Source organism: Rhodococcus xishaensis (genome assembly GCF_004011825.1).
GTDB classification, from domain to species: domain Bacteria; phylum Actinomycetota; class Actinomycetes; order Mycobacteriales; family Mycobacteriaceae; genus Prescottella; species Prescottella xishaensis.
This window is the reverse complement of the sequence record NZ_RKLO01000005.1, coordinates 175,400-199,839: the sequence shown is the minus strand read 5'-3', so window position 1 is coordinate 199,839 and position 24,440 is coordinate 175,400. Positions and strand designations below refer to the sequence as shown.

Annotated in this window: 27 protein-coding genes; 18 read left to right on the top strand and 9 right to left on the bottom strand. The window is 66.4% G+C overall.

Annotated elements, in window-relative coordinates; genetic code table 11:
- Positions 1–7 precede the first annotated feature (7 nt).
- The 4 genes from EGT50_RS13180 to EGT50_RS13165 all read left to right on the top strand — a co-directional run bounded on the left by EGT50_RS13180 (position 8) and on the right by EGT50_RS13165 (position 4,812).
- Positions 8–904, top strand: coding sequence for a 3-hydroxybutyryl-CoA dehydrogenase (locus EGT50_RS13180; RefSeq protein ID WP_127955103.1), 897 nt, complete (start codon positions 8–10; stop codon positions 902–904).
- 116 nt (positions 905–1,020) lie between these two features.
- A complete protein-coding gene (gene metE, locus EGT50_RS13175) occupies positions 1,021–3,309 on the top strand; it encodes a 5-methyltetrahydropteroyltriglutamate--homocysteine S-methyltransferase (protein WP_127955102.1) in 2,289 nt (762 codons plus the stop codon).
- 160 nt (positions 3,310–3,469) lie between these two features.
- The gene (locus tag EGT50_RS13170; protein WP_127955101.1) at positions 3,470–4,510 is read left to right on the top strand and encodes an NAD(P)-dependent alcohol dehydrogenase; all 1,041 of its coding nucleotides are present in this window, start codon (positions 3,470–3,472) and stop codon (positions 4,508–4,510) included.
- 80 nt (positions 4,511–4,590) lie between these two features.
- The gene (locus EGT50_RS13165; protein ID WP_127955100.1) at positions 4,591–4,812 is read left to right on the top strand and encodes a hypothetical protein; all 222 of its coding nucleotides are present in this window, start codon (positions 4,591–4,593) and stop codon (positions 4,810–4,812) included.
- 21 nt (positions 4,813–4,833) lie between these two features.
- On the opposite strand, the gene EGT50_RS13160 is transcribed toward EGT50_RS13165, so the two are convergent.
- The 3 genes from EGT50_RS13160 to EGT50_RS13150 all read right to left on the bottom strand — a co-directional run bounded on the left by EGT50_RS13160 (position 4,834) and on the right by EGT50_RS13150 (position 6,900).
- Positions 4,834–5,706, bottom strand: coding sequence for a PPK2 family polyphosphate kinase (locus EGT50_RS13160; protein ID WP_127955099.1), 873 nt, complete (start codon positions 5,704–5,706; stop codon positions 4,834–4,836).
- Between the two features lie 86 nt (positions 5,707–5,792).
- Positions 5,793–6,101 carry a DUF4873 domain-containing protein gene (locus EGT50_RS13155; protein WP_127955098.1) on the bottom strand — a complete coding sequence of 103 codons (309 nt, stop codon included), beginning with the start codon at positions 6,099–6,101 and terminating at the stop codon, positions 5,793–5,795.
- A 55-nt stretch (positions 6,102–6,156) separates the two neighbouring features.
- Positions 6,157–6,900, bottom strand: a complete 744-nt coding sequence (locus tag EGT50_RS13150; RefSeq protein ID WP_127955097.1) for a TetR/AcrR family transcriptional regulator — start codon at positions 6,898–6,900, stop codon at positions 6,157–6,159.
- A 235-nt stretch (positions 6,901–7,135) separates the two neighbouring features.
- On the opposite strand from EGT50_RS13150, the gene EGT50_RS13145 reads away from it, so the two are divergent.
- The 6 genes from EGT50_RS13145 (at position 7,136) to EGT50_RS13120 (ending at position 12,536) form a co-directional block, all read left to right on the top strand.
- Positions 7,136–8,347, top strand: a complete 1,212-nt coding sequence (locus EGT50_RS13145) for a DUF445 domain-containing protein (protein WP_235870743.1) — start codon at positions 7,136–7,138, stop codon at positions 8,345–8,347.
- Between the two features lie 136 nt (positions 8,348–8,483).
- Positions 8,484–8,960, top strand: coding sequence for a helix-turn-helix domain-containing protein (locus EGT50_RS13140; protein WP_127955305.1), 477 nt, complete (start codon positions 8,484–8,486; stop codon positions 8,958–8,960).
- The gene (locus EGT50_RS13135; RefSeq protein ID WP_127955095.1) at positions 8,953–9,861 is read left to right on the top strand and encodes a heparin-binding hemagglutinin; all 909 of its coding nucleotides are present in this window, start codon (positions 8,953–8,955) and stop codon (positions 9,859–9,861) included. The genes EGT50_RS13140 and EGT50_RS13135 overlap by 8 nt, the downstream gene beginning before the upstream one ends.
- Before the next feature lie 100 nt (positions 9,862–9,961).
- Complete coding sequence (locus tag EGT50_RS13130; protein ID WP_268960688.1) at positions 9,962–10,252, top strand: DUF2516 family protein; 291 nt, start codon at positions 9,962–9,964, stop codon at positions 10,250–10,252.
- A 184-nt stretch (positions 10,253–10,436) separates the two neighbouring features.
- The gene (locus EGT50_RS13125) at positions 10,437–11,384 is read left to right on the top strand and encodes an AurF N-oxygenase family protein (protein ID WP_127955094.1); all 948 of its coding nucleotides are present in this window, start codon (positions 10,437–10,439) and stop codon (positions 11,382–11,384) included.
- 99 nt (positions 11,385–11,483) lie between these two features.
- Entirely contained in the window at positions 11,484–12,536 is a 1,053-nt protein-coding gene (locus EGT50_RS13120) for an alpha/beta fold hydrolase (RefSeq protein WP_127955093.1), read from the top strand.
- A 37-nt stretch (positions 12,537–12,573) separates the two neighbouring features.
- Here EGT50_RS13120 and purU read toward each other — a convergent pair whose 3' ends face one another.
- Together purU and EGT50_RS13110 are read right to left on the bottom strand one after the other, a co-directional pair.
- Complete coding sequence (purU, locus tag EGT50_RS13115) at positions 12,574–13,461, bottom strand: formyltetrahydrofolate deformylase (RefSeq protein ID WP_127955092.1); 888 nt, start codon at positions 13,459–13,461, stop codon at positions 12,574–12,576.
- A gap of 17 nt (positions 13,462–13,478) precedes the next feature.
- Positions 13,479–14,378: a class I SAM-dependent methyltransferase gene (locus EGT50_RS13110; protein WP_127955091.1), complete on the bottom strand. Its 900-nt coding sequence runs from the start codon at positions 14,376–14,378 to the stop codon at positions 13,479–13,481.
- Between the two features lie 38 nt (positions 14,379–14,416).
- Here EGT50_RS13110 and deoC point away from each other — a divergent pair, with 38 nt between their 5' ends.
- Positions 14,417–15,097: a deoxyribose-phosphate aldolase gene (gene deoC, locus EGT50_RS13105; RefSeq protein ID WP_127955090.1), complete on the top strand. Its 681-nt coding sequence runs from the start codon at positions 14,417–14,419 to the stop codon at positions 15,095–15,097.
- Between the two features lie 78 nt (positions 15,098–15,175).
- On the opposite strand, the gene EGT50_RS13100 is transcribed toward deoC, so the two are convergent.
- Positions 15,176–15,919: an LmeA family phospholipid-binding protein gene (locus tag EGT50_RS13100; protein ID WP_127955303.1), complete on the bottom strand. Its 744-nt coding sequence runs from the start codon at positions 15,917–15,919 to the stop codon at positions 15,176–15,178.
- 140 nt (positions 15,920–16,059) lie between these two features.
- On the opposite strand from EGT50_RS13100, the gene EGT50_RS13095 reads away from it, so the two are divergent.
- The gene (locus EGT50_RS13095; protein WP_127955089.1) at positions 16,060–16,671 is read left to right on the top strand and encodes a type IV toxin-antitoxin system AbiEi family antitoxin domain-containing protein; all 612 of its coding nucleotides are present in this window, start codon (positions 16,060–16,062) and stop codon (positions 16,669–16,671) included.
- Between the two features lie 88 nt (positions 16,672–16,759).
- Here the strand turns inward: EGT50_RS13095 and EGT50_RS13090 are convergent, their stop codons facing one another.
- Together EGT50_RS13090 and EGT50_RS13085 are read right to left on the bottom strand one after the other, a co-directional pair.
- On the bottom strand, positions 16,760–17,260 hold the full coding sequence (locus EGT50_RS13090) for a DUF2505 domain-containing protein (protein WP_127955088.1): 501 nt from the start codon (positions 17,258–17,260) through the stop codon (positions 16,760–16,762).
- Positions 17,261–17,308: 48 nt separating this feature from the next.
- Entirely contained in the window at positions 17,309–17,809 is a 501-nt protein-coding gene (locus EGT50_RS13085; protein ID WP_127955087.1) for a DUF2505 domain-containing protein, read from the bottom strand.
- Positions 17,810–17,832: 23 nt separating this feature from the next.
- Between EGT50_RS13085 and EGT50_RS13080 the strand changes: the two genes are divergently transcribed.
- From EGT50_RS13080 to EGT50_RS13060, 5 genes are all read left to right on the top strand, one after another.
- The gene (locus EGT50_RS13080) at positions 17,833–18,927 is read left to right on the top strand and encodes a UDP-N-acetylmuramate dehydrogenase (protein WP_127955086.1); all 1,095 of its coding nucleotides are present in this window, start codon (positions 17,833–17,835) and stop codon (positions 18,925–18,927) included.
- A gap of 109 nt (positions 18,928–19,036) precedes the next feature.
- Entirely contained in the window at positions 19,037–20,215 is a 1,179-nt protein-coding gene (locus tag EGT50_RS13075) for a L,D-transpeptidase (RefSeq protein WP_127955085.1), read from the top strand.
- A gap of 121 nt (positions 20,216–20,336) precedes the next feature.
- Positions 20,337–21,098, top strand: coding sequence for an ESX secretion-associated protein EspG (locus EGT50_RS13070; protein WP_127955084.1), 762 nt, complete (start codon positions 20,337–20,339; stop codon positions 21,096–21,098).
- A 74-nt stretch (positions 21,099–21,172) separates the two neighbouring features.
- The gene (locus EGT50_RS13065; RefSeq protein ID WP_127955083.1) at positions 21,173–21,703 is read left to right on the top strand and encodes a YbaB/EbfC family nucleoid-associated protein; all 531 of its coding nucleotides are present in this window, start codon (positions 21,173–21,175) and stop codon (positions 21,701–21,703) included.
- The gene (locus EGT50_RS13060; RefSeq protein WP_127955082.1) at positions 21,696–21,956 is read left to right on the top strand and encodes a hypothetical protein; all 261 of its coding nucleotides are present in this window, start codon (positions 21,696–21,698) and stop codon (positions 21,954–21,956) included. Before EGT50_RS13065 ends, EGT50_RS13060 begins: the two co-directional genes overlap by 8 nt.
- Before the next feature lie 101 nt (positions 21,957–22,057).
- Here the strand turns inward: EGT50_RS13060 and EGT50_RS13055 are convergent, their stop codons facing one another.
- Positions 22,058–22,807: an SDR family NAD(P)-dependent oxidoreductase gene (locus EGT50_RS13055; RefSeq protein WP_127955081.1), complete on the bottom strand. Its 750-nt coding sequence runs from the start codon at positions 22,805–22,807 to the stop codon at positions 22,058–22,060.
- A 320-nt stretch (positions 22,808–23,127) separates the two neighbouring features.
- Between EGT50_RS13055 and EGT50_RS13050 the strand changes: the two genes are divergently transcribed.
- Positions 23,128–24,435 carry an ROK family protein gene (locus EGT50_RS13050; RefSeq protein ID WP_127955080.1) on the top strand — a complete coding sequence of 436 codons (1,308 nt, stop codon included), beginning with the start codon at positions 23,128–23,130 and terminating at the stop codon, positions 24,433–24,435.
- Positions 24,436–24,440: the final 5 nt, after the last annotated feature.

Genomic DNA, 24,440 nt, shown 5'->3' with positions numbered 1-24,440 from the left:
AGCTCACGTGACCAGCGAGAAGATTCAGCGCGTCGGCGTGATCGGCGCCGGCATGATGGGTTCGGGAATCGCCGAGGTGTGCGCTCGTGCACACGTCGATGTGCTGGTGTTCGAGCAGACCCGCGAGCTAGCGGCGGCCGGACGCTCGCGCATCCTGCGCTCGCTCGACCGTGGAGTGAGCAGCGGCAAGATCACCGAACGAGAGCGGGAGCAGGCGGCATGGCGGCTGCGCTTCACCTCCGACCTCGGTGACTTCGCCGACCGGCAGCTCGTAGTGGAGGCTGTCGTCGAGGACGAGAAGATCAAGAGTGAGATCTTCACCGAACTCGACCAGGTTGTGACGGATCCGGACGCAGTGCTCGCATCGAACACGTCCTCGATCCCGATCATGAAGTTGGGCATTGCGACCAAGGCGCCCGAGCGCGTGATCGGCATGCACTTCTTCAACCCGGTTCCCGTCCTTCCGCTCGTCGAGCTGGTCACCACTCTCAAGACCAGCCCGGCGGTGTCCGAGCGGGCAGAGACGTTCGCAAGCGAGCTGCTCGGCAAGCAGGTCGTGCGTTCGGCGGACCGTTCCGGTTTCGTCGTCAACGCGCTTCTGGTGCCGTACCTGCTCTCCGCGATCCGCATGGTGGAATCCGGTTTCGCCACGAAGGAAGACATCGACAAGGCGATGGTGCTCGGATGTGCCCATCCGATGGGTCCGCTCGCGCTGACCGATCTGGTGGGACTTGACACCGTCAAGTCGATCGCCGACTCGATGTACGAGGAGTTCAAGGAACCGCTGTACTCGGCACCGCCCCTGCTGCTGCGGATGGTCGAGGCAGGGCTCGTCGGCAAGAAGTCGGGTGCCGGCTTCTACGAATACGCCGACAACGGCCGTGTAACCAAGAAGGCTAGCTAGACAGCACTTCAAGGCAACACCAAGCCCGCTCCTCGGCGCCCGTGCGCCTTCTCCGCACTTTCGGCAGCGGACAAGGCGTGCGGGCTCGAGGCGCTTGAAGGGAAAGGTCGATCCGAATGGCCGCCGCAAACACTGAGGGGTACGGATCCAGCGTCCTCGGATACCCGCGCATCGGGCCTCATCGTGAACTCAAGCGGGCCCTCGAGGCCTATTGGCACGAGAAGGGGACCAAGGCCGAACTCGTCTCCGTCGCGCAGGAATTGCAAGAGCAGACCTGGAGCGAGCTGGCAGCCACCGGGTTGACGCAGGTCCCTGGCAACACGTTCTCGTACTACGACCACGTTCTCGACAACGCCTTGCTGTTCGGAGCCGTCCCGGAGCGGTTCGCCACGCTCGAGAGCGAACTCGACCCGCTCGACTTCTACTTCACGCTGGCTCGCGGCCGACCCGACTTCCCGCCGCTCGAGCTCGTGCGGTTCTTCGGCACCAACTACTACTACCGGCAGCCCGAGCTGTCCGAGAACAGCACGTTCGCGCTGCGTTCGGAGTCCGTTCTCGACGAATTCGAGCGGGCCAAGTCGCGTGGTATCGAACTGCGTCCGGTGGTTCTGGGCCCGGTCTCCCTGCTCCTGCTGTCGAAGATCGCCCCGGGCTCCACCCAGGAGGGTTTCGCGACGCTCGACCTGCTCGACCAGCTGCTTCCGGAATACGAAAAGCTGTTCGCACAGCTGGCCAAGGCCGGTGCGACCTGCGTGCAGCTCGACGAACCGTGCTTCACAGAGGACCGCACCCCGGAGGAGTTGGCGGCGCTGAGCCGCGCGTACGAGAAGCTGGCGCACGCGCCGCTGCGTCCGCGCATGCTCGTCACCGGCCCCTACGGGCATCTCGGTGCGGCGCTGCCGATCCTGGCGGCAACCCCCATCGAGGCACTGGGCCTGGACCTCGTCAACGGACGCATCTCGGCGGAGGAACTCGCGAAGGTCCCGGGCATCAGGCGTAAGCGGATCTATGCCGGCATCGTCGACGGCCGCAACGTGTGGCGGGTCGACCGATTCAACACCTTGACCTACCTCAACGAGATCAAGGACGTCACCCCGGACCTGGTTGTGTCGACCTCCTGTTCGCTGCTGCACGTCCCGTACGACGTGCTCGTCGAGTACGACATGCCCGGCGACGTCGCGGACCGGCTGGCATTCGCGAAGCAGAAGGTGGGTGAGGTCGTCTCGCTCGCGAAGGCACTCACCGAGGGCCCGTCCGACCGTTGGCGCAAGAAACCGACGTCGGTGCACTTCAAGCAGAAACACGACGTCCGTGCTCGGGTCAATGCGATCAAGCCGGGGGACCGAGTTCGTGCTCCCTACGAACAGCGTCGAGTCGCGCAGCAGGCGCGACTGAACCTTCCCTTGGTGCCGGCGACCACGCTCGGGTCGTTCCCACAGACCACCGCGATCCGGCAGGCGCGCTACGACCTGGGCGAGGGCAGGCTCGGCTGGGACGCGTACTACAAGCGCATCCAGGACGAGATCGCGAAGACGATTGCGCTGCAAGAGGACATCGGCCTCGACGTGCTGGTACACGGTGAGCACGAGCGCAACGACATGATCCAGTACTTCGCCGAGTTGCTCGAGGGCTACGCGTTCACGCACCAAGGCTGGGTGCAGGCGTACGGTTCCCGGTGCACGCGGCCGCCGGTTCTGTACGGCGACATCCGACGGCCGAAACCGATGACCGTCGAATGGACCTCATACGCACAGTCGCTGACCGACAAGCCCGTCAAGGGGATGCTCACCGGTCCGGTCACGATGCTGGCGCGCTCCTTCGTGCGTCAGGACCAGCCTCTGCACGAGACCGCGGACCAGCTTGCGCTCGCGATCCGGGACGAAGTCGCAGATCTCGAGGCCGCGGGCATCGCGATCATCCAGGTCGACGAGCCCGCCATCCGGGAGCTGTTGCCGCTGAGGGAAACCGGGCACAAGGAGTACCTGGACTGGGCGGTCGACGCGTTCCGGCTCGCGACGGGCGGCGCCAAGCCCGAGACGCAGATCCACACGCATTTGACGTACTCGGGCAGGCGTTCGGTGGTCGATGCGATCGAGCGACTCGACGCCGACGTCACCGCGATCGTCGCGACTCGATCCATCAGCTGGGTGCTCGACGCGATCAAGGAGAAGGCGCTCACGCACGGCGTCGGACCCGGTGTCTACGAGAGCCGTTCGGCCAGGATCCCGGACATCGACGAACTCGACGAGCTGCTCACCGAGGCCGCCGAATCGGTCGACCTCGACCGGCTGTGGGCGAACCCGGACGGTGGGCTCAAGACCCGACACTACTGGCAGCTCGAGCCGTCACTCCGCAACCTGGTCGCCGCGGCTCGGCGATTGCGGAGGCGTGCCGCGCAGGGGTAGGCATGCCTATCAGTCGGCGTGCCGGTGCCGGACCGTCTGCGGGTCCGGCCCCGGCGCGCTGTGTTTCCGTTCGTCGTGGCGCCGCCCGCGGTGGGGACGTCGTGCCGGGTCATGCCACGTCCGTTGCACGGGCCTACCGGTAGCCGGTAGTCATGTATGCATGATCGACGTCTCCGCATACGCAGCGAACTCCGCAGGCGGCCCCCTCGAGAAGACCACCATCGAACGCCGCGCCGTAGGCCCGCACGATGTGCTCATCGAGATCAAATACGCCGGCATCTGCCACTCCGACATCCACACAGCCCGCAACGAGTGGGGCCACACTGTCTACCCGGTCGTCCCTGGCCACGAGATCACCGGCGTGGTCGCCGAGATCGGCTCCGAGGTCACCGGGCACGCGGTGGGAGACCGAGTGGGTGTCGGATGCTTTGTCGACTCGTGCCGCAAGTGCGCCAGCTGCGAGGCCGGTGAGGAGCAGTACTGCCCGAACGGTTATGTCGGCACCTACAACAACGTCGGACGTGACGGAAAGCGCACGGCCGGTGGATATTCGACGCACATCGTCGTTGACGAGTACTTCGTGCTGTCAATCCCTGACGGGCTCGAACTCGACGCCGCCGCACCGCTGCTGTGCGCGGGCATCACGCTGTACTCACCGCTCGCGCACTGGGGCGCCGGCCCCGGTCAGAAGATCGCAATCGCCGGCATGGGCGGTCTCGGGCACATCGGGGTGAAGATCGCCCACGCGATGGGTGCCGAGGTGACCGTGTTGAGTCAGACACTGAGCAAGAAGGACGACGGCCTACGGTTCGGCGCCGACCAGTACTACGCGACTTCGGACAAGGAAACCTTCAGGGCACTGCGTGGGCGGTTCGATCTGATCCTCAACACCGTCTCGGCCCCGATCGACATGGATCGTTACCTGTCGATGCTCGCCATGAACGGGACCCTCGTCGAACTGGGGTTGCCTGAGAATCCGATCACCGTGAGCGGGTTCTCACTGATCAGGAACCGTCGAAGCCTCGCCGGTTCGTTCGTCGGCGGCATCCCCCAGACTCAGGAGATGCTGAACTTCTGTGCCCGCCACGGAATCGGGGCGGAGATCGAACTGATCCCCGCGGACAAGATCAACGAAGCGTACGAGCGCGTCATCGGAAGCGATGTGCGTTACCGCTTCGTGATCGACGCCGCCACTTTCTGATATCGGTCCGGTATTTCTGTTCTGTCCCTGTCCTTCTCGGGTCGGCGTAGCGTTATCACCGACCGGAGGAGTGAGGAGTTATGACGGTCAATGACTTCGCCGGATGGGCTGGGTATGGATTGGCCCTGCTGGGCATTGCCACCCTGGGACTGTTCGTCGTCGCCGTCGCTGGTGGATTCGCAGGCTGGGCGTTGATCGCCGGGCTGGTGTCGGTCGCGTCGTTCACGCTCGGCGCCGGAATCTTCGGCGGTGTGACCCACCACGACCACAAGGTGCACCACAGCACACCGCACATGCTCTGACCCTCGAACGACTGACGCCGGTCAAGAACGCGCCAGGCGTTGCTTCTCGACTTCGATGTCGTACTCGGCCGACGGCCAGTCCAACTCGAGGCGCGAGAGGGCGTCGATCATCAGTTCCGTCACTGCAAGTCGGCTGTACCACTTGCGATCGCAGGGCACCACATACCAGGGGGCGTGGTCGGTGGACGTCCTGTCCAGCATCGCCTGGTACGCCTCCTGGTACTGGGGCCACAGCGCCCGCTCGGTGACATCGTCCGGGTTGTACTTCCAGTGTTTGTCCCGGCGCGCGAGGCGTTCGGCCAACCGTCGCTTCTGCTCGCCTAGCGAGACGAACATCGCGACCTTCACCAGGGTCGTCCCGTTGTAGACCAGTTCGCGCTCGAATTGGTTGATCTCCTGGTAGCGGCCACCCCACACCTCCGGGGGCACCAGGTTGTGCACTCGCACCACCAGCACGTCCTCGTAGTGGGAGCGATCGAACACGCCGAGTTGGCCGCCCCGGGGCAGCGCCTTGTTGATGCGCCACAGGTAGTGGTGACGTTTCTCTTCCGGCGTCGGCACACCGAACGCGGTGTGATCGACGCCCTGCGGGTCGACCTGCCCAATCACATGCCGCACCATGCCGCCCTTGCCTGCGGTGTCCATCCCCTGCAGGATCAGCAGCACCGAACGCTTGTCGCCCGAGCGCCCGTTGGCGTAGAGCATCTCTTGCAGCGCTGAGAGGACCGCACCACGCTCCTCGAGCATGTATTCACCGTCGGTCTTGTTGCCGGCGAAGCCGGGCGTGGCCTTCGTGTCGATCTCCGACACCTTCGTATGCGGTGCGGCGCGAAGCGCTTCGACGGCGGGCGTGGTCCACAGCGGGTGCTGTTGGGTGCGGTCGCGCGTCGCCATGCACCGACTCTGCCACAGGTCGGTGTCGTCCGATCGCTCTCGAACGAGATTGACGCCCACCACCGTCCGCTGGGCCGCAGGTCGCACTAGAGCGGTCCGTCGACGTCCTTCATAGCTGGGAAAGGCGGACGGGTGACGCCGTCGACCATGTGGTTTCCCCAAAGATCCACACCGCTGACGCGTGCCACACCGGATGCCGCCGGTGTGGTGATGACCAAATCTGAGCCTGATTCCACCTCGTTTGGGCTGCCCAGGGCGTGCTTCAACCCCCGAACCCGGCCGCGCCAGACGTATCGGCCGCTGATCGGTTCGAAGTTTCCGGACAGTTCGACGCCGACAATCACCGGGTGCTGGTGCGCGACGGTGACGTGGGCGGGACCTCGATAACCAGCCACTCCGCCACACTACTTGTTACCGGCGGTTACACGAGATGGATCCACTCGAGATGGGTCACGTGTCGGCGGTCTTTCCGAACAGCGGATGCGGCTCCGACTTGAACCGTGCCGGCGAACCGTTGGATGCCGCGATACCGGAGAGTCCGCCCCACGTCATCATCACGAGGTAGTCGATGAGGTCGTCGGTCGACATCGACTGATTGGAGATCCACCAGTGTGTCGCGAGCTGCACGGCGCCCACGACGCTGTATGCCCACGGCACCGAGCCGCCCGAGTCCATCTCCATGCCGCGCAACCGTTCGCCGAGGACGGTGGAGAGCAGTTCGGCGATCATCCGCTCAGAGTCGGCGACGACGTGCCGGTTGGGCCCCGAGCTGTTCGTCATCACGTACAGGTACACCTCGGGGTCAGCGGCGACTGTATGGACGTAGGCCGAGATCGCGACGCGCGTGAGGTCGTACTCGTCGAGATCCTCGCCGATCGCTTCGTACATGCGCGGCGCCAGGATCGTCTCGACGTAGCGCATCATGGTCGCACTGGTCAGGTCGTTCTTGTCGGCAAAGTACCGATACAGGACAGTCTTCGAGACCCCGATCTCCGACGCGATGTCATCCATCCCGATGTCGCGGCCACGTGCGCGGATGGCGGCGATCGTGCCATCGACGAGTTCCTCACGGCGCGCGATCTTGTGCTCGCGCCAACGCCGCTTGCGGCCGTCGGGCTTCTCGAGCTTGGCGATCGTCTCTTCGGGTGTCTGCTGCAGATCTGCGGTTTGCTTCGGCACTGGGTTTCGCCACATTCGTTCGGGGTTGATCCAGAAGATCAGCTTAGTGGGCCACTCGGATGGGAGTGGGGTCTATCTCCGCACCGTGGTCACAGAGTTCGGCACAATGTCGGATGTGCACCGAGTGCAGTCTGAACCGTCACGCGCGAAGCCCGCGCGCTCGCCCAAACCCCAGTCGAAGAGGTCCGACCTACCGGGGCCGTTCGCCGGTGCCTTCGACGACGTACAAAAGGGTCGCGAACTGAGGAAGATGAAGGCGGTTGCAACCGGGTTCCTGGTGTTCGCGACCGTCGTCTACCTCTTCTGCCGGTGGCAGGAGAGCCGCGGCGCGGGAGAGTGGGTCGGGTACGTGCGGGCTGCGTCGGAGGCCGGGATGGTCGGTGCGCTGGCCGACTGGTTTGCGGTGACCGCGCTGTTCCGGCATCCGCTGGGTCTGAAGATTCCGCATACCGCGATCATCAAACGGAAGAAGGATCAGCTCGGCGAGAGCCTCAGCAACTTCGTGGGCGAGAACTTTCTCGCGCCCGAGGTGGTGTCCGTCAAGGTCGAGAACGCGCAGATCCCGCTGCGGTTAGGGAAGTGGCTGGCCGAACCCGCGAACGCGCAGCGGGTGGCCGCGGAGACGTCGACGCTGTTGCGGGGCGTGGTCGAGGTGGTGCAGGACGACGACATCACCGCAATCATCGACAACACGATCGTCCGGCGGATCGCCGAGCCGGCCTGGGGGCCGCCGATCGGCAAGGTCCTCGCCGAACTGCTGCGCGAGAACCGGCAGTTGCCACTGCTGGATCTACTTGCAGAGCGTGCTCACCAGTGGGCGCTGAACAGTCAGGACACGATCGACCGAATCATCAGCCGCGACTCGCCGTCATGGTCGCCGAAGTTCGTCGACGCGATGCTGGGCGAGAAGATCTACCGAGAACTGGTCGAGTTCACGTGGAAGGTTCGCTCAAACCCCGAGCACGAGGTAAGGCTCGCCGCCAACCGGTTCCTTGTCGAATTCGCGGACGACCTCCAGAACGATCCTTCGACCATCGCGAAGGCCGAGGCGATCAAGGCCGAGATCATGGGTCGCGAGGAGATCACCGGGCTCGCCGCCGCGACCTGGCGGGTGACCAAGCGCCTCATTGTTGAATCAGTCGACGATCCCCGCAGTACGTTGCGCCGCAAGATCGCCGAGAACGTCTCGAATCTCGGAGTACGGCTGCGCGACGACGCAGGACTGCGCGAGAAGGTCGACGGCTGGCTGCTGTCAGGCACCCGGTACATCGCCGAGAACTACACGGACGAGATCACCGCGGTCATCACGGAGACCGTGCAGAAGTGGGACGCCGAGGAGGCGAGCCGCAAGATCGAACTCCAAGTCGGCCGGGACCTGCAGTTCATCCGAATCAACGGCACCGTCGTCGGCGCGCTTGCGGGCCTGTCGATCTACACGATCTCGCACCTGCTCTTCGCCTGACCTGCCCGCGGTGTGGCGCCCACCACGTGCTAACAGACATGCTTGCAATAGTTAGCACCCTGCTCTAGCGTGAGTTACGCATACAGAACAGGGAGTACTGGTGGTCGACGAGTCCGATGACGAGAACGGTTCCGACATGAACGGTTCCGACATGAGCGGTGCGGCACGAGTTGTCAGCAGCGCCGCTCAGGACATCGGCAGCTTCATCCGTTCGCAGCGGGAAGCCGCGCAGGTGTCTCTGCGTCAGCTCGCCCAACTCGCCGGCGTCAGCAATCCTTACCTGAGTCAGATCGAACGCGGCCTGCGCAAACCGTCTGCCGACGTCCTCGCGCAGATCGCCAAGGGGCTGCGGGTCTCGTCCGAGGTTCTGTACATGCAGGCCGGGATTCTCGAGAAGCGCCCGCAAAGCCCGGTCCGGGACGCACTGCTGACCGACGTCGCCATCACCGAACGCCAGAAGCAGGTGCTGCTCGAGATTTACGAGTCGTTCTGTCGAGAGAACGACTCCAAACAGTCCGAAATCGCCGGTCAGGCCCAGGAAGGTGTGGCTGCCTCGGACGAAGAAGAGCATGAGATCGCAGATCCACTCGACAGGAGATCCGAGAATGACTGATCCAAGGTTCATCGATAACGTCAGGACACCGTTCTACGCCGCCGTCGGCACCGGCGATCTGGTCGTCCAGGCCGTCGCCGATGTCGTGACACAGGTCCGGGCACGCGCCGAGAACCCCAATATCGACGTGTCCGATCGCATCGAGGAGGCCCGTGAGCGCTGGGCCAACCTGCCCACCGAGGTGTCCGAGGGTGTCGAACAGCTTCGCGAGCGTCTCGCTGCGCTGCCTTCCGAGCTGCCCGAAGAACTCGCCGAACTACGGGAGCGCTTCAGCAGCGAGGAACTCCGCAAGGTTGCCGAGGCATATCTCAAGGTCGCGTCCGACCTGTACGTAGCACTCGCGGAGCGTGGTGAGGAAGCCGTCGAGCGTATCCGCAAGCAGCCGGGCGTCGAGGAGCAGATCGAGCGTGCCGAGGCCGCGTTCGACGATGCCGTCGAGCTGACCGAGGAGGCGCTCGGTACCGTCGCGCGTCAGACGCGTGCCGTCGGTGAGCAGGCCGCGAAGTTCGCCGGTCGCGCCGCCGGTCGTATCGGCGAAGTCGCCGACGAGACCGCCCTCGTGCTCTCGGAGGCGACCGACACCGTCACCAACCGTCTGACGGAGACCAGCGGCTCCGTCGCCAGCCGGGTCGAGGCGGCGGGTGAGCGCGCCAAATCCACGTCGGAGGCCGCCGCCGAGCGAGTCGAAGCAGCCGCTCCCAAGGCTGCTCCGGCTCCGAAGCCGGCCACCAAGAAGGCGGCACCGGCAGCGACGAAGGCCGCCTCGGCCAAGACCGCCACGGCCGGATCGGCCAAGACGGCCACGGCTTCGGCGGCCAAGAAGACGCCTGCCACCAAGAAGGCCCCCGCCGCCAAGAAGGCACCGGCGAAGAAGGCACCGGCGAAGAAGGCCACCCGCTGATCGGGACCGATCGCCCGCACCACCGATCGGTCGCAGGCCCCCGCGCAGCCCGTTTGCGCGGGGGCCTGCGCTTGTCCGCGCCGGTTCGTACGATGGAGAGGTGTTCAATCCTCAAGGCATTACCGGTCTGATCATGTTCGCGCTGCAGATGGTTGCACTCGCTGCGGCGGTGTTCGCGGTCTTTCACGCAGCTCGTCAGCGCAAGGACGCGTTCACGGCGGTGGACAAGCTGACCAAGCCGATCTGGCTCGGCGTCCTCGTCGCGTCGCTGGTCGTGATCTTCCTTTTCGGGCTCAACCTACTCGGCCTCATTGCCATCATCGCTGTGTGCGTATATCTGGTCGATGTCCGTCCCCGGGTTGACGACATTCAGCGCGGACCGCGCTGGTAGCTGTCCAGCGGCACGATGAGCGCATGTGGTGACGAACGGTTACAGATAATCCTTGACACCGCTGATCAGGGCGGTGTTATCGTCGAAACACGCCTGGAAACAGGCTTGACCTGCCTTTTTCTCGGCAGGTGACCTGCAAGAAGCGAGCTTTGTATGTGAGCAACCGGCTGGGCAGGAGTTGACGATGTTCAGAAACGATCCGACGGGACGCCGCGGAGCGTCCACAGAGTCTGCAGCGTCCCGCCACCTGCGAGTCGGGGACCGGCAAGACACCGCGACCCGCCTCCTCGCATCGGCGGCCCGCAAGTCCTACGACCCACTTGTCGAGATCGACTGGGAGGCCCCGATTCCCGAGGGGTTGTACGGCATGACCCCCGAGTGGTGCAGCCTGTACGGCACCGAGTTGTGGGACCGGATGACCGAGGACCAGCGAGTCACGCTCACCCAGCACGAGGCCGCGAGCATCGCCGGCGCCGGCATCTGGTTCGAGATGATCCTCATGCAGATGCTGCTGCGCGACATCTACTCGCACGATCCATCCACACCGCACGTGCAGTTCGCACTCACCGAGATCGCCGACGAGTGCCGGCACTCGACGATGTTCGCGCGCTCCGCGCAGCGGTTGGGGATTCCGTCCTACCGGCCCAAGAACTGGATCCTGCAGTACGCACGCATCTTCAAGGCCACTGCGTCGGGTTCGCTCGCATACGGCGGCACGCTGTTCGTCGAGGAGATCCTCGACATGATGCAACGCGACTTCATGAAGGACGAGCGCGTCCAACCGATGATCCGTACTGTCAGCAAGATTCACGTCGTCGAGGAAGCCCGGCACATCAAGTTCGCGCGCGAGGAGACGGTGCGGCGCGTGCGGGACCTGTCCCGCCGAAAGCTCGCCTACCAGCGCCTCGTTCTCGGTGTCAGCGCGTACCTCGTCGTCACGTGCCTGGTGAACGAGCAGGTCTACGCCGCCGCGGGTCTCGACGTCGAGGAGGCCAAGCGGGCTGTGCGGAACAATGAGCATTACCATCGGATGATCCGTGAAGGCTCGCGCAAGACGATCGAATTCCTCGACGAGTGCGGCCTGATCGGTGGGCCGTCGAAGGTGTTGCTGCGCCGCGCGCACATCATCTGAGCCGCGGCGGCCGGCAGGGCGTACTTGGTCGCGGATTCGTTGTCGCTGGAGGCCATACGGGTTCTCCAAGCGTTTCGGCTGGGGAACAGGGGAGGCTGCGTGAGCGAACAGAGGTCTCGCAAGGGGCTGTGGGTGTTGATCGGCATCGCCGGTGGGGCTGGTGTGATCGCCCGTGCGGCTGGTGTCGCCCTGGCAGGCCGGAAGCGTGTGCCCGGGGCCCCGGCATCCGGAGTACCAGCGTCAAAGCCGAACCAGGACGACGTGTTCGCAACTCCACGGCTCGAACCAGAGATCGTGGATGTCGTCTCCGCCGACGGCGCCGAACTGCATGTTCGCGTTTACGGTTCTCCCGACGCGGATCCGATCGTGCTCAGCCACGGGTGGTCGTGCTCGACCGAGTTCTGGAACCCGCAGGTCAATGCGTTCGCCGAGAAGTATCGCGTCATCACCTACGACCTGCGCGGACATGGGCGCAGTGGAATGGGTTCCGCCCCGCTGGCCCCCGAACTCCTCGCCGACGACCTCGCCGCAGTTCTCGCCGCCACGCTGCGGGACGGGCGGAAGGCGACCGTCGTCGGGCACAGCATGGGCGGCATGAGCGTTGTTGCTTGGGCGCGCAAGTATCCGGAGCAGGTGCAGCGGTATGCCAGCTCGGTGCTACTGGCCAGCACAGGCACCGACAGCCTCGTCGCGGAGACCACAGTGATACCACTGCCGCAGCGCTTCCCGCGGGTCCCGGTGCCGGTGGGTCGCGCCATCCTCGGGTCGGCGCTGCCGATGCCCGAGTCCCCAGTGACCACCCGCGCGATCAAGTACGTCGCGATGGCGCCCGGCTCCACGCCTGCCGAGGTCGAATTCTGCGCGCGCATCCTCACGCAGTGCCCCCCTCGAGCCCGTGGCGGCTGGGGTGCGGCGCTGAGCACCCTCGACATCACGGACGGCCTGAAGAACCTTCAGGTGCCGACGACGGTGCTGGTGGGCGCCGCCGACCGGCTCACCCCGCCCTCCCACGCGCGACGGCTCGCCCAGACGCTCGACGACGCCGAGAACCTCGAGCGGCTCATCGTGCTTCCTGGCATCGGGCACATGAGCTCGGTCGAGGCCGTGACCGACTTCAACGCCGAGGTCAAGCGACTGCGCGGCCTGAAATGACGGCCTGAACCGACGGGGCAGCCTGCCCGGACAGTCGTCAGCTGAAGACGACGGTCTTGGCGCCGTGGACCTGGACGCGATCCTCCAGATGCCATCGCAGGCCGCGGGCCAGCACGAGCTTCTCGATGTCACGCCCCTGTCGGACCATGTCCGCGACCTGGTCGTTGTGATCGACGCGGATGACGTCCTGCTCGATGATCGGACCGGCATCGAGTTCGGCGGTCACGTAGTGGCACGTCGCGCCGATCAGCTTCACGCCGCGGGTGAACGCCTGGTGGTAGGGGCGGGCACCGACGAACGACGGTAGGAAGCTGTGGTGGATGTTGATCGCACGGCCGGCCCAGTGATCGCACAACTCGGGGGGCAGCACCTGCATGAAGCGGGCCAGTACCACGGCGTCCGGGTCGTGGGCGTCGACGAGCTTGCGGACCTGCTCGAATGCGGGACCTCGCTCGGCAGGGTCCTTCGGGAACGACACGTAGTGAAAGTCGACGCCGTGCCGCTTGGCGACGCGCTCGAGGTCCTGGTGGTTGCCGATGACCGCGGCAACGTCACACGGCAGTTCGCCGGCCGAGACGCGGCCGAGGATGTCGTGTAGGCAGTGACCTTCCTTGCTGACGAGCAGCACGATGCGCTTGCGTTCCCCGGTGTCGGTCAGTGTCCATTCGGTCTCGGGCCCCAACTCCTCGGCGACGGCCGCGAACCTCTCACGCATCTCCTCGAGGCTCAAACTGATCGACGATGCGCGCACCGCCTGCCGGGTGAAGAACCATCCGGTGTCCGCGTCCGCGTGATACGCGGCCTCGACGATCCAACCGCCGATCTCGGCGAGGAATCCCGAGATACGGGCAACGATGCCGGTCCGGTCGGGGCAACCCAGAGACAGAACGTAACGACGGTCATCGGTCGAGGTAGCGGAACTCATGGCCTCAGTTTGGCAGGTCACCCGAACCCGACAACTTTGGCCGTGCCGACGAGCGTGGACGCGTCGATGGTGTGCAGTCCGCGGTCGGTGATCAGCGTCATGAAGTCGGTGCGGACCTGCTCGACGACGTCCGGAGCCAGGCCTGCGAGGGTCGCACGCAAGCCGCTGCCCAGCACGAAGCCCCAACAGAACTCCTCCGTCGCCGGGATCAGGTTCGACAACTCGCGCACCTCGACGGCCTCGGTGCCTGCCGCCGTGAGCCACGTGCGCAGCTTGTCCTGGGTGTCGAGTCGCTGGGCGGGCTCCATTTCGGTGGTGCGGTCGGGCAGCGGTTGCGGCAGGTGCGGGCCGAGGGCGTCGAGGAATGTGGTGGCGTAGTCGCGCAGTGCCGTCTCGTGCCATGCAGTGACCCCGACGGTGCCGCCGGGGCGCACCAACCGGAGCAGACGCGCGAACGCCTCGTCCATCTCCGGTAGGAAGAACACCGCATACGAACTGAGCAGTGCGTCGTAGCCGGCCTCGGGCACCGTGCTGGGTGCCTCCCACGTGGTCGCGTCGGCGCTGACGAACTCGATGTTGAGCAGCGCTCGCTCCGAAGCCTTGACCCGCCCGCGTTCGAGCATCTCGTCGGAGAGGTCGATCGCATGCACCTGACCGGTCGGGCCGACAGCAGCCGCGGCGGGTAGCGCCGACGCACCGGTACCGCTACCGACGTCGAGCACAGTGTCCCCGGAACGTAGCCCTGCCTGGAACACCAAGCATTGTCCCGCCGGTCCCCACACGTCGGGAGTCACGCGGTCGAAGTCTTCGGCCGCCGCGTCGAACGTTGCGGCGATCTCCTCGGCGTGCACGGTGCCGTCTTCGCGCGGCCGCGCGGTGTCGTCATCGTGCGCGTGCACGGTGTCGTCGGAGCTCATGCACCATGATGCTAGCGAGCTGTGCCAAGCTACGAGGCATGTCCGACACCGCGCTGGGACGCTCCGAGGTCGCTGCAATGATCGACCACACGCTCCTCGATCCGGCTGCGTCCGACGCCGACGTGGCCGTGCTGGTCGACGAGGCTCGAAAACTGGGTGTGTACGCGGTCTGCGTATCGCCGTCGATGCTGCCTCTGCGCGCCACTGGGGACGCACCGGGGCCAGTTCTCGCGACTGTTGCCGGATTCCCTTCCGGCAAGCATCATTCGCTCATCAAGGGCGCGGAAGCTCGACTCGCGGTCGACCAGGGTGCCGCCGAGGTCGACATGGTGATCGACATCGGCGCCGCTGCCGCCGGCGAGTACAACGCGGTGCACGCCGACATCCTCACCGTCCGCGAGGCGATCGGGCACACACCGGTGCTCAAGGTGATCATCGAATCGGCGGTGCTGTCCGACGACGCGATCGTCGAGACGTGCCGCGCCGCCGAGCGGGCCGGAGCCGACTTCGTGAAGACGTCGACCGGCTTCCACCCGGCGGGCGGGGCGAGTGTCGACGCGGTGCGGCTCATGGCGCAGACCGTCGGTGGGCGGCTCGGCGTCAAGGCCAGCGGCGGCATCCGGACCGCAGACGACGCGCTCGCGATGATCGACGCCGGCGCCACCCGACTGGGATTGTCCAGAACCCGCACGGTGCTCGACGGGCTCCGCGTTACATGACAGCTCCCAAGTGCGCGGTGGGCTCCGCAGCACTCGCCGGGATCGTGGCCACGCCCTGACCCAACCGGGTCGGCGCGCTCAGAGAATGCCGCACTCGGGCTGCGGTGCGTTCGGGTCCTGCGGCGGCATCACATACTGACCGCCCTCGAGGTGCAGATCGACCGCGTCGTCGGTGACGGCCAGTGTTGTCGGCTCCATCCCGAGTGGGTACTGCTGCAGGCTGTCGGTCAGTGTCTGGACGATCCCGTCGACGAGCGCGGTCGGCAACCCGAAGCCGAGGATCGCGGCACCGACCGTCTCGACCTGCACCTGCCCGTCCTGCACCGTCGGGCGCACTGTCAGATCGGCGATGCCCGCGGGACCGACCATGAACATCAGGGTGCCGGTGCTGGGGTCGGCGGTCACGGAGTCGACGAGGCTGCCCAGCGGCTGCGACTGCACGGTCGCGAGGATGCCCTCGGTGCTCCACGTGACGTCGGCGGTCGAGCTGCCGATGGTGCCGCTGCTGTCCGGGGAGTCGGTGACCTGAATGTCGTTGGCGCGGGCATGGACCTCCATGCCCTGCGCCGGACCGAACGACGGACCGGTGCTGTCGATCGTCACGTAGGGAATGCTCCCGCCCATCTGTAGCAGTACCGGCTTCCAGCTGAGACCGACGCTCACGTCGGAGCCGAGCTCGCTCCGGAACTGCGACTCCATGCAACTGGTCGCGCGGTTACGGAAGAACAGTTCGACGCCGACCAGTGAGACGACGAGCGCCGCGACCACGATCAGCGAGATCACGAGTGCCTTGCGGCGCTTGGGCCGGGGGGCGCTGGGCATCTGAGGCGCATTCACTGGTGCCGACATGTCAGCGATTCTGCCGGAAGACTCTGAGTCGATTCTGTGAATGTGGACTCGGTACGGACACCTCGGTCCGAAAAACTGTGATCTAGGACACGATGTCGCAGTAGGGTGTCTTCATGGCGGGCTGGAAAGATCCGCGGCGCGAACCCACTCCCGAGGCGGGGGAGGACCTGCGTCGTCTTGCGCTGAGGCAAGCGGGGTATTTCACGACCAGGCAGGCGCTCCGTCTTGGCTGCTCTGCCGAGGATATCAACGGCCGCCTGGCCGAGGGGTCCTGGTTGCGGATCGAACGGGATCTGTTCCGTCTCGCCTCATTCCCGCGCAGCGATCTCGAGGAATACGCCAAGTGGTGTGCTTGGTTCGAGGGCGCTGCGGTGGTCTCTCACCAGAGTGCGGCCGAACTGCACGGCCTCGGTCACCTGCATCCCAGCTTCGTCCACCTGACGACGGCGCGGGCGGCTCCGGCGCCGACGCGCCGGCTCGCGCTACACCGCAGGGAACTGCGGCCAGAGGACTGCGAACAAACCGGAGCGTTCCCCATCACGACGCCGCTGTGCACCGCACTGGACCTCGCGGCGGGTGGGATCGCGCAGGATCTGTTCGACGAGGTCGTCAGCGACGGAGTCGCGATCGGGCGCATCGACCCCGAGGAACTGCGTGCCGAATGTGATGGTCGGCCGCAGCAGGTCGCGGAGCGCATCGAGCATGCGCTGGGGGTGTGCGACTAGTCGCCGCTTCCGCAGCCTGTTGATCCCCAGCCTGTCGGTCCCCGCGGGTTCGCGGGTGATGACCTTGGGTCAGCCCCGCCCACGCCTGCTACTGCTGCGCGAGCCAGGCAGCGGTGACGTCGGCTTCGGTCTGGAACACGTCGACCAGACTTGTCAGCATCAGTTGCTCGAGTTTGCCGCCGACGATCGGGATGAACACCTTCGCCTCCGACGACGTGCGGAGCGTGCACCCGGTGTCGGTGCTGAACAATTCCATGGTTCCGGTGAGGCTGCCCGGCCCGGCCGGGATCGAGGCCTCGTAGGTGCCGGTCACCGGCTCCCCGAATCGGGTGTAAGTCTCCCGGCGGGTGATGATCAGGTCCTTCTTCAGCACGGTTTGTGCAATCTCGGGTAGATCCTTGCGCGGCAACACATGATGCAGCACCAGATCGATCCCGTCGTCGGTCACCTCGAGGGATCCGATGTGGTTGTCCGAGTACTTGCGCATCTCTTCCATCCGCGCTTCCCAGTAGTCCCGGTTACCCAGCGCGGCGTACACCTTCTCGGCAGGGTGCTCGAACCTGGCGGAGTAGTCCATGCGACGAGCCATGACCGGCAGGCTACCGTTCGACAGCAGTTGCGTCGGCGAAAGTACTGACTAGCTCGACGCCGTCCAGCGGGCGGTGAAGTCCTTCTCGGCGTCGAGTAGTTCAATCACCTGTCCGGCGATGACGGACTCGATCTTGCTGCCGAAGACTGGCAGCTTGACCTCCACTTCACCCTCCATGACCAGCAGCGATCCGTTGCCGTCAGTGGTGAGGGACATGGTGCCGCGTAGCTGCCCGGGGGTGCCGTCGACCTTGGCCGAGAAGGTGCCCTCGGCGCGTGCACCCTGTAGCGCCTGCCACGATTCGGTACGGCTGATAATCAGGTCACCCGGGCGGATCTTGGTCACCATCGACGGCAGGTGCTCGGCGGGGACGGACTGCGTCATCGCGACGTCGATCGTGCCCTCGCCCACCGCAACCTTGTCGAGTTTCGCGCCGGGCCCGCCGACCTCCTGCAACCAGGCCCGCCAATAGTGCTCGTCGATGAAGGCGGCATGCAGGGTCGCGACCGTGTGAGGGAAGTGCGCGGAGTGCTCGATGCGACGGGCCATGAACGGCACGCTACCGTTTCCACGTGTTGGATCCACTTATCCGGGGACGCCTCGAGCAGGCCGGCGCGCAGTTGTCCGAGCGTGTGCCGCTGTCGAGGCTGACGACCCTGCGACTCGGTGGCCCCGCTGCAGTGCTGGCCGAATGCCCGTCCACCGACGTTCTCGTCGCCGTCGTGCGTCTGCTCGACGACGCGCGCGTTCCGACGCTGATCCTGGGCGGTGGATCCAACCTGCTGATCTCCGACGACGGGTTCGACGGCGTGGTGGTCGGCGTCGCTGACGCGGGTGTCGAACTCGGTGAGGACACGGTGCTCGCGCAGGCCGGCGCGGTGTGGGACGACGTCGTCGCCAAGACTGTCGCGGCCGGGTTCGGCGGGCTCGAGTGCCTGTCCGGCATCCCCGGCTCGACCGGCGCAACGCCCGTGCAGAACGTCGGAGCGTACGGCGTCGAAGTGGGGTCTTTGCTGCGCAGGGTGCAGCTGCTCGACCGCACCACCGGTGAGGTGCGCTGGGTCGACCCGTCCGAGCTGGGCCTCAGCTACCGCACCAGTGTCCTCAAGCACCGCAGCGACGCTTTGGTGCTCGCTGTCGAGATGACGGTCCGCCCCGACGGGGCGAGCGCGCCACTCACGTACCGCGAGCTCGCCGTCGCCTTGGGTGTGCGGGAAGGTGAGCAGCGTCCCACCGCGGAGGTCCGCGACACCGTCCTCGCGCTACGCCGCAGCAAGGGCATGGTGCTCGACGGGAACGACCACGACACCTGGAGCGCCGGGTCGTTCTTCACCAACCCGGTGATCCCTGACGCGAGCCTGCCCCCGGTGCTCGACGCCATCAAGGCGAAAGTCGGTGAGGACACGAAGGTCCCGCAATTCCCGGGCAACCCCGGTACCAAGCTGTCGGCTGGCTGGCTCATCGAGCGTGCCGGGTTCGGCAGGGGCTACCCGGGCGTCGAGTCACCGGTACGTTTGTCCACCAAGCACACGCTCGCGCTGACCAACCGGGGGCAAGCGAGCACCAGCGACCTCGTCGCGTTGGCCCGCACCATCCGCGACGGCGTCGAGGCAGCATTCGGGGTGCGTCTCGAGCCGGAGCCGGTCACGGTTGGTTGCTCGATCTGAGCGTGCCTCTTGCGGAGGCGTTGGGCTGCAGGGACCTGGATCTGCGGAGATCTGGATCGATCGTCGAGCGGGCGAAAGCCACTGACGCACCGAGCGTACCGTTGGATCCGTGCGTCATCAGGGTTCTGGGAAGCATCGGGTAGGTCTGCTGGCGGTGCTGGCCGCGCTGGTGGGACTGTCCCTCCTGGCGGGCTGCGCGACCGGAGGGGTCGCGATCGACCCTGCGGCCGCAAAGCCCGTCGCGCAGGTTGTCGAGACACCCGCCGCCGATACCCAGAACGTGAACCCGGTCGATCCGATCTCGGTCCGGGTACACCAGGGGGTGCTCGAGAGCATCGCCCTCACCAACGCGTCGGGCAAGGTCGTGCAGGGAGCGCTCGCTCCCGACCGGACGTCGTACACGATCACCGAGCCGCTGGGCTACGGCGGGACGTACACCTGGTCGGGGACAGCGGTCGGCAGCGACGGCAAGAGCGTCCCGGTCGCCGGGAGCTTCACGACGCTCGATCCAGATACCACGACGGCGGCGCGCACCAACATCGCCGACGGGCAGGTCGTGGGCATCGCTGCCCCGATCATGCTGCAGTTCGACGGTCCGATCGCTGACAAGGCTGCCGTCGAGAAGGCGCTGCACATCACCACCGACCCGCCGACCACCGGGTCGTGGGCGTGGCTCGCGGACGATCACGGTGCCCGAGTGCACTGGCGTCCGCAGAACTACTGGGTTCCCGGCACCACCGTCGATCTGGACGCCAAGCTCTACGGCGTCGACTTCGGCGACGGCGCCTACGGGGCGAGTGACCTGTCGCTGGACTTCACGATCGGGCGCAGCCAGATCGTCAAGGCCGACGCGCCGAGCCATCGCATGCAGGTGGTCCGCGACGGTGCGACGGTCATGGACATCCCGGTCAGCTACGGGGAGGGCAACGAGGACCGCAACGTCACCCGCAGCGGCGTCCACGTCGTCTCCGAGAAGCACGAAGACTTCGTGATGTCGAACCCTCCGTACTACGAGAACGTACGTGAGCGGTGGGCGGTCCGGATCTCGAACAACGGCGAGTTCATTCACGCCAACCCCGCGACCATCGGGGTCCAGGGGGCGTCGAACGTGACGAACGGGTGCATCAACCTCTCGCTCTCGGACGCCGAGGAATACTTCGGCATGGCTATGTACGGCGACCCTGTGGAGGTCACCGGTACCAGGATCGACCTGTCCGCCGCGGACGGAGACATCTACGACTGGGCCGTGGACTGGCCGACGTGGCTGTCGATGTCGGCGCTCGCGTGATCGGGACCGTGAGCCTGAGCGCCCATTCTTCGTCGACTCCTGCGGGATCCCGCTCCTACGGAGAGGGACTGGGCGGTCAGGCCGGTGGAACCGTCCAACGGCCCGATGCGTCTACCCCTTCATGGAGTATTCGAAGGTCTGGGAGTTCACCGGGCTCGAGTTCGAGGTCTTGTGGCGACAACTCGGACGCGACCGCCTGCCGTATCCGCTGCGCTACCGGCCGACGGCGGACACTCAGGACGAGCTGGATCATCTACGGCGAGCCGCAGCGGAATCGTGGCTACCCCGGGTCACGGAGACTCTGTACCGGCACCTGACGGTGCTCGCCGAACCCGACATCCGGATCGAGGTGTCCGGTTTCGTCGGCCGAGAGGACACCGTCGCTGTCCGCATGCACGGAGCAATCCGCGGCGGCACGGGAACACTCGCGATCCAGATGCCCGGGCCCGACGTCGACAGTGGCGGTGACGTTCTGCTGCACGGCGTGGCGCCGGCGCAGCTCCCAGAGGCGATCGCCTCGGCCCTCCCCGCGATGCCCGCTGGGTCCCGCGCCCCGGTCACGTTCCGGCGGACCGATCTGAAACCCGGCGGCGGCCCGCTGCTCGTTTCGGCAGGAGCGACTGGCCTACGGGAAGAGGCGCTCGCACTGCTGCGGCGTCCACGTACCGGAATCGGGGAGATCACCGCGTTCGCGGGTATCTCGTACGACAGCCGACCCACCACCGACGGCGTGGGGTTGCACTGGCTCGACTTCGGCGGCGACGGGCGTTATGCACTCCGGGACGCGACCGACATCGTGGTCTCGCCCGCATCGGTGCCCCAGCTCGCGGCGGAGATCTCCAAACTCCTCGGCACGATCAGGGCGCGCGAGACGGCCTACTGACACCCGCCCGGTGTAGGAACCGATCGGGAACCTCCCGCGTCCAACCCAGCAAAGGGGAGAAACGGGAGGGATCGATGGTCGACAACAGGCTTCGAGACGAAGTACGGCAGGGCCTCAGAAACAGCAATTCAGCACTGCGAGCCCAGGTCGACGAAATGCTCGGCGCGCTCCAGACACAGACCGAGGCGCTGGCGTCGGCGAAGGAGGCTGTCTCGCGCACCACGGCCGAAGCTGAGTCACCGGACGGTCTGGCCCGGGTGACCGTCGATGCCGCAGGGGCGGTGCTGTCGGTGTGGATCGATCCGGCGGCGTTCGCGCGGACAACGCCGGACCGGCTCGCGGCGTCGGTGGATGCCGCTGCTCGCGCGGCCACGACTGACGTTCGTGCGCGGGTCAGGGACCTGATGGCCCCGGTCACCGCGTGGGGGGCCGACAAGGTGGACTTGCCCGACCTCACCCCGGGTGCACCGAGCGTTCGGAATCTCGTACCGACCGTCGCGACGGAGTTCGACCCGGCCGCCTCGCGACAGACCGTGCCCGACTCTGATCGTGACGACGTACACGACTGGCGGGCACCGATCATGAGGGAGGCACACGGTGGGTGACGAGATGTGGGTGGATCCGCAGCAACTCGCGGGTGCCGCATCGGGGTTCGACCTACTCGCAGAACGCGTTGGCAACACGCTGAGCACACTCGAGTCAGCCCTCGACGACGCGGTGGGGAGAAGGATCGGCGAGTTCGGGATGGTGGCGGGTGTGCTCAGTGCACGCGTGGGCGAGAGCATCAAGTCTGAGCTGTCAGTCCCGCCGGATCCTGACAAGAGGTCCGGTAGTGCGGGACTGTTGAACATGACCTGACGACAGTGGACCAATGAGCAGTGCAGCAGGCGGTCGCCGTCACCGAGGACATCGTCCGCCGTCCTCGTTGCGGGACCGCCGGTGTGCTGCATGAGGCGAGGTCAGTCCGTGGTGCGGTGGAAACGCTCCGAGTTGGCCTGGTCGCGCGGCTTGACGATGATCTGGTCGAGGTTGACGTGCGACGGCCGGGAAGCGACGAACCCGATGATCTCTGCGACGTCCTGCGCGACCAGAGGCGTCATACCCTCGTAGACCCGCTTGGCTCGCTCCTCGTCACCCTTGAACCGAACCAACGAGAACTCGGTCTCTACCGCGCCCGGCGCGATCTCGGTGAGCCGGACCGGCTTGCCGAGCAGTTCCCCCCGCAACGTGCGGTGCAGCAACCCCTCCGCGTGCTTGGCCGAGGTATATCCCGCGCCGTTGTCGTAGACGGAGAATGCCGCAAGCGAGGTAACCGTGACGATCAAGCCGTCGCCGGACTCGATGAGCCTCGGGAGCAGGGCCTTCGTCATCCGCAGCGTACCGAGCACATTCGTCTCCCACATCCAGCGCCAGTCGTCGAGGTCCGCCTCGCTGACGGGCGCGAGCCCCATGGCTCCGCCGGCATTGTTGACGAGGACGTCGACGCGTGGGAGGACCGTGCAAAAGGCGTCCACCGAATCCTCGTCGGTCACATCGAGTTCGAGCGCTGTTCCGCCGATCTCTGCGGCGGTGGTCTCGAGGCGATCGATGCGACGGGCGCCGAGCACGACGTGAAACCCCTGCTTGGCGAGGGTGCGGGCGGTGGCTTCCCCGATTCCGGAGCTGGCTCCGGTGACGACGGCGACGCGGGTGTCCGGTGACAAGATCATGGCCCGATCGTAGTGCCGAACGACGGTGTGACCGGGGACGGGCGCGGCGGGTGGGATTGCGGATGCTAGCTTGATCGTCATGTCGTCCGGCGCCACGTCCGCTCCGCGGGTCACCTACGTGACCGCTGCGTTGGGCTCCCGGCTGCCGCGTCCGCGGGAACTCTGTTGTCCTTGCCGCACCGTGTGCTGCTGATTCTGCGCCGCTCACCCTTCCTTTCTCGGTGATCACCCGATGCCTACATTGGCGTCGGCATCCCATCGGCAGCACGGCCCTCGACCGCGTCGACAGCCGTCCCAGCCAGGGCGGGTAAGGACATCCCATGCTCATCGCAGCACCACACGCACCCCAGGCGGGGTCCGCGACCGCGCGGACCGGCTCCCCTCGACCTCTCAGCACTGCCGATACCCGTCCCGCGAGCCGCCGATCGCGCATCGTGTCACCCACCCTGGGCGTCACCGAGGGCCCGGCCGCTGCGGTGTTCCGGGCCGCCGCCTTCGGTGGACCGATCTACCGCGACGACGGTGCCCGGGCGTCGGGCGCGAGTGCGGCGACCGTCAACCGTCACGTGAGCGCGATGCTGTCCGCAGGGCTGCTGCGCGAGCGTCCCGACCTCGCCGTCTCCGGAGCCGCCGGACGTCCCCGAATCCCGTTCGAGATCAACCATGAGCCGTACCTGACCGTCGGCATCCACATCGGCGCGATTGTCACGAGCGTCATCGTCTCGGACCTACGGGGGCGGATCCTCGGTGGCGTGGACCTTCCGACACCGCGGGGAGGCTCGGAGTCGGCTCTCGCGACGATCACCGCAAGCGCGCGCCGTTTCGTGACGCGCTGGCACCGCCGCCGGCCTCTCTGGGTGGGCGTCGCGCTCGGTGGCCGTGTCGATCCTGCAACCGGCGTGGTGGACCACGCGCGTCTCGGGTGGACGGGCGCCCGGGTCGGTGCCGTGATCGGTTCAGGCTTCGGGTTGCCGGTATCGGTTGCTGCGCAGGTGGAGGCGATGGCGGCCTCCGAGTTGCTGCTTACTCCGCAGCGGACCGTGAACACTGAGGAGCGGGGGAACGAACTGTACTTCTACGCCCGTGAAACCGTTGGTGTCGCAGTCACATTCGATGGAAGAGTCCATACGCCGGCGGCCGGCCCTGGTTCCATCGCGCATCTTTCGACCGGTTCGGACGTGCCTTGCGAATGTGGTGCCACCGGCTGTCTCGAAGTGACCGTCGGTGATCGCGGTGTGCTGCGAGCGGCGCAGCGCGCAGGGGTGTTGCCGACGACCGCGACGCTGCCGCCGATCGTGGCACTGTATCGGGAGGCGCGGTCGGGATCGACCGCCGCGCAGCAGATCCTCACCGAGCGCGCGCAGACTCTGGGGCGTGCCGTCGCGGTGGTACGCGACCTGTTCAACCCGGACCGGGTCACGCTCGGGGGGCAGGCGTTCACCGACTACCCCGAGGCTGTACCCCACGTGGCACAGGCGCTCTCGCGCGCCGGGCGGGTCGGGGGCGCCGACGCCCACATCACGAGGTTCGGAAAGCGGGTACAGGAGCACGCGGCCTGTGCGGTCTCGCTCAGCTCGCTGTACTCGAATCCGCTGGCGGCCATGCGGAAGGCGAGCGTGCGGGTGTGAACCGC

Coding starts and splice junctions, on each gene's coding strand:
- EGT50_RS13085 (WP_127955087.1), bottom strand. CDS start 17,809: ATGGCCCGTCGCATCGAGCACTCCGCGCACTTCCCTCACACGGTCGCG.
- EGT50_RS13140 (WP_127955305.1), top strand. CDS start 8,484: ATGAACGGTTCCGACATGAGCGGTGCGGCACGAGTTGTCAGCAGCGCC.
- EGT50_RS13135 (WP_127955095.1), top strand. CDS start 8,953: ATGACTGATCCAAGGTTCATCGATAACGTCAGGACACCGTTCTACGCC.
- EGT50_RS13090 (WP_127955088.1), bottom strand. CDS start 17,260: ATGGCTCGTCGCATGGACTACTCCGCCAGGTTCGAGCACCCTGCCGAG.
- EGT50_RS13165 (WP_127955100.1), top strand. CDS start 4,591: ATGACGGTCAATGACTTCGCCGGATGGGCTGGGTATGGATTGGCCCTG.
- purU (WP_127955092.1), bottom strand. CDS start 13,461: ATGAGTTCCGCTACCTCGACCGATGACCGTCGTTACGTTCTGTCTCTG.
- metE (WP_127955102.1), top strand. CDS start 1,021: ATGGCCGCCGCAAACACTGAGGGGTACGGATCCAGCGTCCTCGGATAC.
- EGT50_RS13100 (WP_127955303.1), bottom strand. CDS start 15,919: ATGCCCAGCGCCCCCCGGCCCAAGCGCCGCAAGGCACTCGTGATCTCG.
- EGT50_RS13050 (WP_127955080.1), top strand. CDS start 23,128: ATGCTCATCGCAGCACCACACGCACCCCAGGCGGGGTCCGCGACCGCG.
- EGT50_RS13125 (WP_127955094.1), top strand. CDS start 10,437: ATGTTCAGAAACGATCCGACGGGACGCCGCGGAGCGTCCACAGAGTCT.
- EGT50_RS13110 (WP_127955091.1), bottom strand. CDS start 14,378: ATGAGCTCCGACGACACCGTGCACGCGCACGATGACGACACCGCGCGG.
- EGT50_RS13160 (WP_127955099.1), bottom strand. CDS start 5,706: ATGGCGACGCGCGACCGCACCCAACAGCACCCGCTGTGGACCACGCCC.
- EGT50_RS13170 (WP_127955101.1), top strand. CDS start 3,470: ATGATCGACGTCTCCGCATACGCAGCGAACTCCGCAGGCGGCCCCCTC.
- EGT50_RS13145 (WP_235870743.1), top strand. CDS start 7,136: ATGAAGGCGGTTGCAACCGGGTTCCTGGTGTTCGCGACCGTCGTCTAC.
- EGT50_RS13055 (WP_127955081.1), bottom strand. CDS start 22,807: ATGATCTTGTCACCGGACACCCGCGTCGCCGTCGTCACCGGAGCCAGC.
- EGT50_RS13095 (WP_127955089.1), top strand. CDS start 16,060: ATGGCGGGCTGGAAAGATCCGCGGCGCGAACCCACTCCCGAGGCGGGG.
- deoC (WP_127955090.1), top strand. CDS start 14,417: ATGTCCGACACCGCGCTGGGACGCTCCGAGGTCGCTGCAATGATCGAC.
- EGT50_RS13150 (WP_127955097.1), bottom strand. CDS start 6,900: ATGTGGCGAAACCCAGTGCCGAAGCAAACCGCAGATCTGCAGCAGACA.
- EGT50_RS13070 (WP_127955084.1), top strand. CDS start 20,337: ATGGAGTATTCGAAGGTCTGGGAGTTCACCGGGCTCGAGTTCGAGGTC.
- EGT50_RS13065 (WP_127955083.1), top strand. CDS start 21,173: ATGGTCGACAACAGGCTTCGAGACGAAGTACGGCAGGGCCTCAGAAAC.